We start from the raw sequence: 11,868 nt of genomic DNA, 5'->3' as shown, positions 1-11,868 counted from the left end.
GGGCGGCCGTTCCACCGCTCCGACGCGGGCATTGGTCTCCAGCGCGGACGACGAGCGAGCCTTTGCATAGACCTGCGTGATGATGCATAATCATGCTGGACGGAGGGAGACCCATGGGCATGACCGCGGCGGTCGCCGGCGCGAGCGGCTACGCCGGAGGCGAGCTGCTGCGCCTGCTGCTCGGTCACCCCGAGCTCGAGGTCGGTGCGGTCACGGCGGCGAGCAGCGCGGGCACGCCGCTGGCCGGCCATCACCCGCAGCTGACTCCCCTCGCCGACCGGGTGCTCGACGAGACGACCCCCGGCGTGCTCGCCGGCCACGACGTCGTCTTCCTCGCGCTCCCGCACGGGCACTCGGCCGCCATCGCCGCAGCCCTGCCGGCGTCCACTCTCGTCGTCGACTGCGGCGCCGACTTCCGGCTGCACGATCCCGCCGCGTGGCGGCGCTGGTACGGCGGCGAGCACGCGGGCACGTGGCCGTACGGCCTCCCCGAGCTCCCCGGCGCGCGCGACGCACTCGCCGGCGCGCGCCGCATCGCGGTCCCCGGCTGCTACCCGACCGCCGCGCTCCTCGCCCTCGTCCCCGCGTACGCCGCGGGCCTCGCCGAGCCCGACGTCGTGATCGTCGCCGCGTCGGGCACCTCGGGCGCCGGGCGGTCGATGAAGCCGCACCTGCTGGCGAGTGAGGTGATGGGCGCGATGTCGCCGTACGGCGTCGGTGGCGGGCACCGGCACACGCCGGAGATCGCGCAGGGCCTGACCGCCGCGGCGGGCGAGCAGGTGCGCCTCTCCTTCACCCCGTTGCTCGCGCCGATGCCACGCGGGGAGCTCGTCACCTGCAGTGCGCGGACGGCGGGCACCGACGCCGACCTGCGTGCGGCGTACGAGCGGGCGTACGACGCAGAGCCGTTCGTCTCGCTGCTGCCTGCCGGCACCTGGCCGACGACGGCGGCGACTCTCGGCGCCAACACCGCACACGTGCAGGTGACCGTCGACCCCGACGCCGAGCGGATCGTCGCGGTCTGCGCCATCGACAACCTGACCAAGGGCACGGCGGGACAGGCGATCCAGTGCGCCAACCTCGCCCTCGGCCTGCCGGAGACGACCGGACTCCCCCTGGCGGGAGTGGCACCGTGAGGAGAGCCGCGTAGATGGGTGTCACCGAAGCGAAGGGGTTCCGGGCGAGCGGGGTCGCCGCGGGGCTGAAGGCGAGCGGACGTCCCGACGTCGCGCTCGTGGTCAACGACGGGCCGCGGTACGACGCCGCGGGGGTCTTCACCGCCAACCGGGTGAAGGCCGCGCCGGTGCTGTGGTCCCAGCAGGTCGTCGCCGACGGCGTCGTACGGGCCGTGGTGCTGAACTCCGGCGGCGCCAACGCCTGCACAGGCACGCGCGGCTTCCAGGACACCCACCGCACCGCCGAGGCCGTGGCCGGGGAGCTGGACGTATCGGCGGCCGACGTCGCGGTGTGCTCGACCGGGTTGATCGGCGACTACCTCCCGATGGACACGCTGCTCGGGGGCGTGTCCACCGTGGCCGCTGGTCTCGACTCGGCCGGAGGCGACGCCGCGGCCGCGGCGATCATGACGACCGACACGAGGCCGAAGACCGCGGTGTCGTCCGGCTCCGGCTACACCGTCGGCGGCATGGCCAAGGGCGCAGGCATGCTCGCGCCCGCGCTGGCGACGATGCTCGCGGTCGTCACCACCGACGCGGTCGCCGACGCCGACGTGCTGCGCAGGGTGCTGGCCGGCGCGACGCACACGACGTTCGACCGGGTCGACTCCGACGGCTGTCTCTCCACCAACGACACCGTGCTCCTGCTGGCGAGCGGCGCGAGCGGCGTGACTGCCGACGAGGACGAGCTGGCGGGGCACGTCACGTCGGTCTGCGCCGACCTCGCGCGCCAGCTGGTCGCCGACGCCGAGGGCGCCAGCAAGGACATCAGGATCGACGTCGCCAACGCGGCGTCGGAGCACGACGCGGTCACCGTGGCGCGGGCGGTCGCGCGCAGTGCCCTGTTGAAGTGCGCGATCCACGGCGAGGACCCGAACTGGGGCCGGGTGCTGTCGGCGATCGGCACCACCGACGCGACCTTCGAGCCCGACGCGCTCGCGGTCGCCGTCAACGGCGTGTGGGTGTGCCGGGCCGGGGCGCCGGGCGAGGACCGCGCGAAGGTCGACATGAGCGGGCGCGAGGTGGTCGTCACCGCCGACCTCGCGGCGGGCACGGAGTCCGCCACCCTCTGGACCAACGACCTGACCGCCGCGTACGTCCACGAGAACTCGGCGTACTCGACGTGAAGGACGCCGTGAAGCGCGACCGGGCGATCGCCATGGCCAAGGCGAGCACGCTGATCGAGGCGCTGCCGTGGCTGGAGCGGTTCCACGACAGGACCGTCGTCGTGAAGTACGGCGGGCACGCGATGGCCGACGACACGTTGCGCGCGTCGTTCGCCGAGGACCTCGTCTTCCTGCGCTACGCGGGCATCAGGCCGGTCGTCGTACACGGCGGCGGGCCGCAGATCACCGCGCACCTCGACCGGCTCGGGCTGGAGAGCACGTTCGCCGGCGGGCTGCGGGTCACGACGGCGGAGACGATGGACGTCGTCCGCATGGTGCTCACCGGGCAGGTCAACCGCGAGCTCATCGGACTGGTCAACGCGCACGGCCCGTTCGCGGTCGGCATGTCGGGCGAGGACGCGAACCTGTTCGTCGCCGAGAAGCGCGCGACCGTCGTCGACGGCGAGCCGGTCGACCTCGGGCAGGTCGGCGACATCGTCCAGGTGCAGCCCGACGCCGTCGCCAGCCTGCTCGACGACGGCCGGATCCCGATCGTGTCGAGCATCGCCCGCGGCCGCGACGGCACGATCTACAACGTCAACGCCGACACCGCCGCCGCGGCACTCGCGGTCGCGCTCGGGGCGACGAAGCTCGTCGTGCTGACCGACGTCGAGGGCCTCTACGCCGACTGGCCGGCGTCCGAGGAGATCATCTCCGCGCTGTCCGCCGACGAGCTCGCCGAGCTGCTGCCCACGCTGGCGACCGGCATGCTGCCGAAGATGGAGGCGTGCCTCACGGCCGTCCGCGGCGGCGTCGCGCGGGCCCACGTCCTCGACGGCCGGCTCGAGCACGCCGTGCTGCTCGAGGTCTTCACCGACGAAGGGATCGGCACGATGGTGACCGTCGACGGGACCGAGCAATGAGCCTGACGGACGACCTGCGGGAGCGCTTCACGAACGCGTTCATGCCGACGTACGGCACGCCGCCCGTCGCGCTGGTCGAGGGCAGCGGCGCCCGGGTGCGTGACGCCGACGGACGCGAGTACGTCGACCTCATCGCGGGCATCGCGGTGTCGGCGCTCGGCCATGCGCACCCCGCCATCGTGGCGGCCGTGGCCGGGCAAGTCGCGCGGATCGGCCACACGAGCAACCTGTTCGTCAACGAGCCGGCGGTGCTGCTCGCCGAGCGGCTGCTGGGGCTCCTCGGCGACGACGCGCGGGTGTTCCTCACCAACAGTGGCACCGAGGCCAACGAGGCGGCGATCAAGCTCGTCCGCAGCCACGCGGGAGCCGAACGCACCCGGTTCGTCGCCACCAGGAACGGCTTCCACGGGCGCAGCCTCGGCGCGCTCGCGCTGACCGGCAAGGAGGCGATCCGCGCCCCCTTCCAGCCGTACGGCATCGACGTCACGTTCGTCCCTTACGGCGACGGCGACGCGCTCCGCGACGCGGTCGACGAGACCTGCGCCGGTGTCTTCCTCGAACCGACTCAGGGGGAGGCGGGAGTCGTGCCGGCGCCCGCCGGCTACCTCGCCGCAGCCAGGAAGGTCTGCGACGACACCGGCGCCGTCTTCGTCCTCGACGAGATCCAGAGCGGCATCGGCCGTACCGGGGCGTGGTTCGCGCATCAGACGGCGGGAGTCCGGCCGGACGTGCTGACCCTCGCGAAGGGCCTCGGCGGCGGGCTGCCGATCGGTGCGTGCGTCGGCTTCGGCCCGCTGGGCACCGCGTTCGCCAAGGGCGCGCACGGCAGCACCTTCGGCGGCAACCCGGTCGCCAGCGCCGCGGCCCTCGCCGTGCTCGACACGATCGAGCGCGACGGCCTGCTCGCCCATGTGCGCGAGGTCGGCGACCGGCTCGCCGGCGGCCTCGCGTCCTGCGGGCACCCACTCGTCGCGGGGGTGCACGGCAGCGGCCTGTGGCTGGGGCTCGCGCTGACCGCCCCCATGGCACCCGCGGTCGAGGCGGCCGCGCGCGACGCCGGCTTCCTCGTCAACGCCGTGCAGCCCGACCGGATCAGGATCGCCCCGCCGCTCGTGCTCGGGGTCGCCGACGCCGACGCGTTCGTCGCCGCCCTGCCTGCCATCCTTGACGCCGCCCACGCAGACCAGGGAGGCACCAGGTGACCACGCACTTCCTCAGGGACGACGACCTCGACCCGGCGGCGCAGGCCGCGGTGCTCGAGCTGGCCGCTCAACTGAAGAAGGACCGCACCGCGCGGCGGCCCCTCGCTGGACCGCGGACGGTCGCCATCCTGTTCGACAAGCCGACCCTGCGCACGCAGGTGTCGTTCACCGTCGGGATCGCGGAGCTGGGCGGCCACCCGATGGTCGTCGACTCGCGGCTCGCCCAGGTCGGCGTGCGCGAGTCGATCGCCGACACCGCGCGCGTGCTCGGCCGCCAGGTCGCCGCGATCGTGTGGCGCACCTACGGCCAGGACCGGATCGAGGAGATGGCGGAGTACGCCGGCGTACCCGTCGTCAACGCCCTCACCGACGCGTTCCACCCGTGCCAGATCCTCGCCGACCTGCTGACGATCCAGGAGCACAAGGGATCGCTGGCCGGCCGCACCCTGACGTTCCTCGGCGACACGGCCCACAACATGGCGTCGTCGTACCTGCTCGGCGGCTCGACCGCGGGCATGCACGTCCGGGTAGGTGGGCCGGACGCCTACGCTCCCGACCCCGGCGTGCTCGCCACCGCCGCGCGCATCGCGGCCGAGACCGGCGGATCGGTGACGCACCTGACCGACGCGCGCGCCGCCGTCGACGGAGCCGACGCGGTCGCCACCGACAGCTGGGTGTCGATGGGGCAGGAGGAGGAGGCCGCGGCCCGCGCGCAGCCGTTCGTGCCTTTCGCTGTGACGCCGGAGCTGATGGACCACGCCGCCGACGACGCGGTGTTCCTGCACTGCCTGCCGGCGTACCGGGGCAAGGAGGTCCTCGCCGAGGTGATCGACGGTCCGCGAAGCGTCGTCTGGGACGAGGCCGAGAACCGGCTGCATGCGCAGAAGGCGCTGCTCACCTGGCTGCTGGAGCGGCAACCATGACGTCCGCCGACGGCGGGCAGGTCCCCGCCACCTGGCCCGCCACCAAGACCGCCAGGCGGCAGTACATCGTCGAGGTGCTGTCCAGGCGCGAGATCCGGTCGCAGGGCGAGCTCGCCGAGCAGCTCGCCGCCGTCGGCATCGCCGTCACGCAGACCACGCTGTCGCGCGACCTCGACGACCTCGGTGCCGTACGCGTCCGCGGCCTCGACGGCGCGCTCGTGTACGCGCTGCCCGGCGAGGGCGGCGACCGCACGCCGCGGGCCGTGCCCGACGCGCCGCAGCACGCCGGGTCGCGCCTGGCGAAGGTGTGCGGCGAGCTGTTGGTGTCCGCGGTGACGTCGGCGAACCTCGTCGTGCTCCGCACGCCGCCGGGAGCCGCGCAGTTCTTCGCGTCCGCGCTCGACCATGCCGAGCTCGACGCCGTCATCGGCACCATCGCCGGCGACGACACCGTGCTCGTGATCGCGGCCGACCCCGAGGGGGGAGCGGGGATCGCGGAACAGATGCTCGCCCTGGCGCGGGGGAACCGACCGACGAGAGGAGAAGACGGTGACTGACCGGGTCGTTCTCGCGTACTCCGGGGGCCTCGATACCTCCGTGGCCATTCCGTTCATCGCCGAGCAGCGCGGCGCCGAGGTCATCGCCGACGTCGGCCAGGGCGGGGAGAGCCTCGACGTCGTCCGCGAGCGCGCGCTCGCGTGCGGCGCCGTCGAGGTCGAGGTGCTCGACCTGCGCGACGAGTACGCGGCCGAGTACTGCCTCCCCGCACTCCGCGCCAACGCGCTCTACATGGACCGCTACCCGCTCCTCTCGTCGCTGTCCCGGCCGGTGATCGTCAAGCACCTCGTCGCCGCCGCACGCAAGCACGGCGCCACGACCGTCGGCCACGGCTGCACGGGTAAGGGCAACGACCAGGTGCGGTTCGAGGCCGGCATCGCCGCCCTCGCCCCCGAGCTGACGTGCCTCGCGCCCGCACGTGACTACGCCTGGACCCGCGACAAGGCGATCGAGTTCGCCGAGGAGCGCGGCCTGCCGCTCGACGTCACGCGGAAGTCGCCCTACTCCATCGACCAGAACGTGTGGGGACGCGCGGTCGAGACCGGCTTCCTCGAGGACATCTGGAACGGCCCGACCGAGGACCTCTACTCGTACACCCGCGACCCCGCGACGCCGCGGGAGCCTGACCAGGTCGTCGTCACGTTCGAGCGGGGCGTCCCGGTGGCGCTCGACGGCCAGCCGGTCACGATGCTCCAGGCGATCGAGCAGCTCAACGAGCGGGCCGGCGATCAGGGCGTCGGACGCCTCGACATGGTCGAGGACCGCCTCGTCGGCATCAAGAGCAGGGAGATCTACGAGGCGCCGGGCGCGATCGCGCTGATCACCGCGCACCAGGAGCTGGAGAGCGTCACGATCGAGCGGGAGCTCGCGCGGTTCAAGCGCACGGTCGACCAGCGGTGGGGCGAGCTCGTGTACGACGGCCTGTGGTTCTCGCCGCTCAAGCGGGCGCTCGAGGCGTTCATCGACGAGACCCAGCAGCACGTGTCGGGCGACATCAGGATGGTGCTGCACGGCGGCCGCGCCGTCGTCACCGGCCGGCGCAGCGAGGAGTCGTTGTACGACTACGCGCTCGCGACGTACGACAGCGGCGACGCGTTCGACCAGTCGCTCGCCAGGGGGTTCGTGGAGCTGTGGGGCCTGCCGAGCAAGCTCGCCGCGCAGCGCGACAGGCGCACGGCGGGCTGAGGCGATGAGCGAAGCGGACACCGGGGGAGAGTCGGCGATGCTGTGGGGCGGACGGTTCGCCGGCGGCCCGGCCGAGGCGCTGTTCGCGCTCTCCGTGTCGACCCACTTCGACTGGCGGCTCGCGGCGTACGACATCCGCGGGTCTGTCGCTCACGCCCACGTCCTGCACCGCGCGGGGCTGCTGACCGACGACGAGCTGCAGCGGACCGAGGAGGGGCTCGACCGGCTGCGCGCCGACGTCGAGTCCGGTGCGTTCACGCCGGCGCCGGACGACGAGGACGTGCACACCGCGCTGGAGCGCGGCTTCGTCGAGCGGGTGGGGGCCGACCTCGGTGGCCGGCTCCGTGCCGGCCGGTCGCGCAACGACCAGATCGCCACCCTGTTCCGGATGTACCTGCGCGACCATGCGCGTGCCGTGGCCGCGCGCGTCGTCGACCTCGTCGACGCGCTGGTCGAGCAGGCGCGGCGGCACCCGGACGCGCCCCTGCCCGGCCGTACGCACTTCCAGCACGCCCAGCCGGTGCTGCTCGGCCACCACCTGCTCGCCCACGCCTGGGCGCTGCTGCGCGACGTCGACCGGCTGCGCGACTGGGACGTCCGCACCGCGGAGTCGCCGTACGGCTCCGGCGCGCTCGCCGGGTCGTCGCTCGGGCTCGACCCGGAGCTCGTGGCCGCGGAGCTGGGCTTCGACCGGGCCGTGGCGAACTCGATCGACGGCGTCGCCGCGCGCGACTTCGCCGCCGAGTTCGCGTTCGTCCTCGCGATGATCGGTGTCGACGTGTCGCGGCTCGCCGAGGAGGTCGTCATCTGGTCGACCGAGGAGTTCGGCTATGCCGCCCTCGACGACGCGTGGTCGACCGGTTCCTCGATCATGCCGCAGAAGAAGAACCCCGACGTCGCCGAGCTGGCGAGGGGCAAGGCCGGTCGCCTCGTCGGCAACGTCACCGGCCTGCTCGCGACGCTGAAGGCGCTGCCGCTCGCGTACAACAGGGACCTGCAGGAGGACAAGGAGCCGGTGTTCGACTCGGTCGACACGCTCCTCGTGCTGCTGCCGGCGGTCGTCGGCATGGTCGCGACCCTGCGCTTCGACACCGACCGGATGGCGGCGCTCGCGCCGAAGGGCTTCTCGCTCGCGACCGACGTCGCGGAGTGGCTCGTCCGGCAGGGCATGCCGTTCCGGCAGGCGCACGAGACCGCGGGAGCATGTGTACGGATCTGCGAGTCGCGCGGCATCGAGCTGACCGACCTGTCGGACGACGACCTCGCCGAGATCTCGCCCGCGCTCACGCCCGAGGTGCGGACGGTGCTCACCGTTCCCGGCTCGCTCGCGTCGCGCTCGGCACGCGGAGGCACCGCACCCGCGCAGGTCGCGCGCCAGCTCGACGAGGTCGCGGCAGCGGCTCAGACCGCACGTGCGTGGGTGAAGCGCTGACCCGGAACGGTGACGCACTGACAGACTCACGTGGAACGGTGGCGTGACTCGGGAGAGGACGGGTGCGGGTGGCCAGGGCGGTATCGGTCAGGGGAGCGGTGCTGCCCAGGCGGTTCTTCGACCGGCCCGCCGTCGAGGTGGCGCCCGACCTGCTCGGCCGGGTGGTCGAGCACGAGACGTCCGAGGGTCTCGTCGCCGTACGGCTCACCGAGGTCGAGGCGTACGAGGGCGAGTCCGACCCGGCGTCGCACGCGTACCGCGGACGCCGGCCGCGCAACGCCACGATGTACGGCGAGTCTGGTCACATCTACGTGTACTTCACCTACGGCATGCACTTCTGCATGAACCTCGTCTGCCTGCCGCCCGGTGCGGCATCCGCCGTCCTGCTCCGCGCCGGCGACGTGGTCGGCGGCGTCGAGCTCGCGAGGGCCAGGCGCGGGCCGCGGGTGGCCGACCGCGACCTCGCCCGCGGCCCCGCGCGGCTCACCGTCGCGCTCGGCGTCGGCAGGGCCGAGGACGGCGCCGACGGGTGCGCAGCGGACGGCGCCCTGCGGGTGCGACGGGGAGCGAAGGCGTCCGGCGAGGTGCTGACGTCCCCGCGCACCGGGGTGGCGAGCGCCGCCGAGGTGCCGTGGCGCTTCCACCTGGCGGGGGAGCCGACCGTGTCGCCGTACCGCAGGCACGTCCCCAAGCGTCGTGGTGACAGGTCGTAACCTAAGGGCGGACATTGCCGACGAGCTGGACGAGGACCCTGTGACCGACATCATCGACGACCTGGAGTGGCGCGGCCTGCTGGCCGAGTCGACCGACAGGGACGCCCTGCGGGCGGCCCTTCGCGAGGGTCCGGTCACGTACTACTGCGGCTTCGACCCGACGGCGCCGAGCCTGCACCACGGGCACCTGGTCCAGGTGCTCACGATGCGGCGACTGCAGCAGGCCGGGCACCGGCCGCTCGCGCTGGTCGGCGGCTCGACGGGACTCATCGGCGACCCGAACCCCGACCGCGAGCGCACGCTCAACGCTCCGGAGGTCGTATCCGGCTGGGTGGAGCGGATCCGCGCGCAGATCGAGCCGTTCCTCGACTTCGACGGGCCCAACGCCGCGCACCTGGTCAACAACCTCGACTGGACGGCGCCGCTGAGCGCCCTGGAGTTCCTGCGTGACATCGGGCAGCACTTCCGGGTCAACAGGATGATCGCGAAGGAGGCGGTGAGCGCACGCCTCAACTCCGACATCGGCATCGGCTACACCGAGTTCAGCTACCAGATCCTGCAGGCGTTCGACTTCCTCGAGCTGTACCGGCGCCACGGCTGCGTCCTCCAGTTCGGCGGCAGCGACCAGTGGGGCAACATCACGGCCGGCGTCGACCTGATCAGGCGCGTCGAGGGCGTGACCGCGCATGCCCTCGCCACGCCGCTGCTCACCAGGGCCGACGGCACCAAGTACGGCAAGACGGCCGGGGGAGCGGTCTGGCTCGACCCGGCGATGCTCTCGCCGTACGGCTTCTTCCAGTTCTGGCTCAACATCGACGACGCGGACGTGCCGAGCCACCTGCGGGTCCTCAGCTTCCGCACGCGCGAGGAGATCGAGGAGCTCGAGAAGCAGACGGCCGAGCGTCCGCAGGCGCGTGCGGCGCAACGTGCCCTCGCCGAGGAGCTGACGACGCTCGTCCACGGCGCCGACGAGTGCGCGAAGGTGGTCGCGGCGAGCCAGGCACTGTTCGGCCGGGGTGAGCTGGCGGCTCTCGACGAGGCGACCCTGGCCGCCGCCGTGGCCGAGCTGCCCCGGGTGAGCGCGTCGGCGGAGCAGCCACCGACCTACGCGGAGCTGTTCGCGGAGGCCGGTCTGGTCAAGAGTCGATCGGAGGCGAGGCGCACGATCGCCGACGGCGGGGCGTACGTCAATAACGATCGGGTCACCGATGAGGGGGCCGCGCCCACCGGCAGTGATCTACTTCATGGACGCTGGCTCGTCCTGCGCAGGGGCAGGCGCACCCTGGCGGCCGTCGAGCTCGGCGGACCCTCACCACTGGCGTAGGGCGCTGACCTGCGGGAACGCCACTCCCGGCCGCGCGGCGACGTCTCCGCAGACGCCCAGGGGGACCCCGATTTGACTGCCGCAAGTGGGTACCTCTAATGTTGCTTCTGCCCGGTGCGGAGGAACGGACATCACGGTGGCCGGTCCGCGAAGGGCTCCCAGCCAGGACGGAAGCGTTCAGACGCGTGCGTCCGGCGATGGGATTGGCCAAGCCCCGGTTTGACTCCCAGTCCGGCCGGTGGGTAGGTTAGAGGTTCTGCCCCAGACCGAGGTCGAAAGACCTGGGGATGGTGCGCGCCCGCTCCTTGAGAACTCAACAGCGTGCCGAAAGTCAGTGCGAATCACCTGACCGGCGTACAGACGAGGCGACTCCGATCGCCCCGTCAGTCACCGGTCAACCCCGTCAGCGGCTTCGGCGATGGCGTAAGTCATCAATGATGCCGCGACAAATCGAGTACAGGACACTGCGCGAGCAGTGCCCTCCTGAGGACTTGCACCTCACGCTTCGGCGTGACCGTGCGCAGAACCTCAACGGAGAGTTTGATCCTGGCTCAGGACGAACGCTGGCGGCGTGCTTTACACATGCAAGTCGAGCGGTAAGGCCCCTTCGGGGGTACACGAGCGGCGAACGGGTGAGTAACACGTGGGCAATCTACCCCTGACACCGGAATAGCCCCGGGAAACCGAGATTAATGCCGGATATTCACACCACCTCGCATGAGGAGGTGTGGAAATGTGTTAGCGGTCAGGGATGAGCCCGCGGCCTATCAGCTTGTTGGTGGGGTAATGGCCTACCAAGGCATCGACGGGTAGCCGGCCTGAGAGGGCGACCGGCCACACTGGGACTGAGACACGGCCCAGACTCCTACGGGAGGCAGCAGTGGGGAATCTTGCCCAATGGGCGAAAGCCTGAGGCAGCGACGCCGCGTGAGGGATGAAGGCCTTCGGGTTGTAAACCTCTGTCACCAGGGACGAAGCGAAAGTGACGGTACCTGGCGAGAAAGCGCCGGCTAACTACGTGCCAGCAGCCGCGGTAATACGTAGGGCGCAAGCGTTGTCCGGAATTATTGGGCGTAAAGAGCTCGTAGGCGGCTCGTCACGTCCGCTGTGAAAATCCGAGGCTCAACCTCGGACCTGCAGTGGATACGGGCGAGCTAGAACACGGTAGGGGAGACTGGAATTCCTGGTGTAGCGGTGGAATGCGCAGATATCAGGAGGAACACCGGTGGCGAAGGCGGGTCTCTGGGCCGTTGTTGACGCTGAGGAGCGAAAGCGTGGGGAGCGAACAGGATTAGATACCCTGGTAGTCCACGCCGTAAACGTTGGG

10 protein-coding genes and 1 rRNA gene are annotated in these 11,868 nt (G+C 71.8%); all 11 read left to right on the top strand.

Translation table 11 applies throughout. The annotated features are described in order from the left end of the window. The first annotated feature begins 113 nt into the window (after window positions 1-113). Window positions 114-1,136 carry an N-acetyl-gamma-glutamyl-phosphate reductase gene (locus GEV10_20340; protein MQA80797.1) on the top strand — a complete coding sequence of 341 codons (1,023 nt, stop codon included), beginning with the start codon at window positions 114-116 and terminating at the stop codon, window positions 1,134-1,136. A gap of 14 nt (window positions 1,137-1,150) precedes the next feature. Further along, window positions 1,151-2,302 carry a bifunctional glutamate N-acetyltransferase/amino-acid acetyltransferase ArgJ gene (gene argJ, locus GEV10_20335; GenBank protein MQA80796.1) on the top strand — a complete coding sequence of 384 codons (1,152 nt, stop codon included), beginning with the start codon at window positions 1,151-1,153 and terminating at the stop codon, window positions 2,300-2,302. Between the two features lie 32 nt (window positions 2,303-2,334). Next, window positions 2,335-3,204, top strand: a complete 870-nt coding sequence (argB, locus tag GEV10_20330) for an acetylglutamate kinase (protein ID MQA80795.1) — start codon at window positions 2,335-2,337, stop codon at window positions 3,202-3,204. After that, window positions 3,201-4,406 (top strand): acetylornithine transaminase, encoded by a 1,206-nt coding sequence (locus GEV10_20325; protein ID MQA80794.1) that lies wholly within the window; start codon window positions 3,201-3,203, stop codon window positions 4,404-4,406. Before argB ends, GEV10_20325 begins: the two co-directional genes overlap by 4 nt. Then, window positions 4,403-5,329 carry an ornithine carbamoyltransferase gene (argF, locus tag GEV10_20320; GenBank protein MQA80793.1) on the top strand — a complete coding sequence of 309 codons (927 nt, stop codon included), beginning with the start codon at window positions 4,403-4,405 and terminating at the stop codon, window positions 5,327-5,329. Before GEV10_20325 ends, argF begins: the two co-directional genes overlap by 4 nt. Further along, the gene (locus tag GEV10_20315; protein ID MQA80792.1) at window positions 5,326-5,886 is read left to right on the top strand and encodes an arginine repressor; all 561 of its coding nucleotides are present in this window, start codon (window positions 5,326-5,328) and stop codon (window positions 5,884-5,886) included. Before argF ends, GEV10_20315 begins: the two co-directional genes overlap by 4 nt. Then, entirely contained in the window at window positions 5,879-7,072 is a 1,194-nt protein-coding gene (locus GEV10_20310) for an argininosuccinate synthase (GenBank protein ID MQA80791.1), read from the top strand. The genes GEV10_20315 and GEV10_20310 overlap by 8 nt, the downstream gene beginning before the upstream one ends. A gap of 4 nt (window positions 7,073-7,076) precedes the next feature. Further along, the gene (gene argH, locus GEV10_20305) at window positions 7,077-8,504 is read left to right on the top strand and encodes an argininosuccinate lyase (protein ID MQA80790.1); all 1,428 of its coding nucleotides are present in this window, start codon (window positions 7,077-7,079) and stop codon (window positions 8,502-8,504) included. A 98-nt stretch (window positions 8,505-8,602) separates the two neighbouring features. After that, entirely contained in the window at window positions 8,603-9,217 is a 615-nt protein-coding gene (locus GEV10_20300) for a DNA-3-methyladenine glycosylase (protein ID MQA80789.1), read from the top strand. Window positions 9,218-9,257: 40 nt separating this feature from the next. Further along, window positions 9,258-10,541: a tyrosine--tRNA ligase gene (locus GEV10_20295; protein ID MQA80788.1), complete on the top strand. Its 1,284-nt coding sequence runs from the start codon at window positions 9,258-9,260 to the stop codon at window positions 10,539-10,541. Window positions 10,542-11,070: 529 nt separating this feature from the next. Then, a 16S ribosomal RNA gene (locus tag GEV10_20290) occupies window positions 11,071-11,868 on the top strand; the annotation flags it as partial.

It is taken from the genome of Streptosporangiales bacterium, from assembly GCA_009379955.1.
Classification (GTDB): Bacteria; Actinomycetota; Actinomycetes; order Streptosporangiales; family WHST01; genus WHST01.
This window is presented reverse-complemented; position numbering and strand designations above follow the sequence as displayed.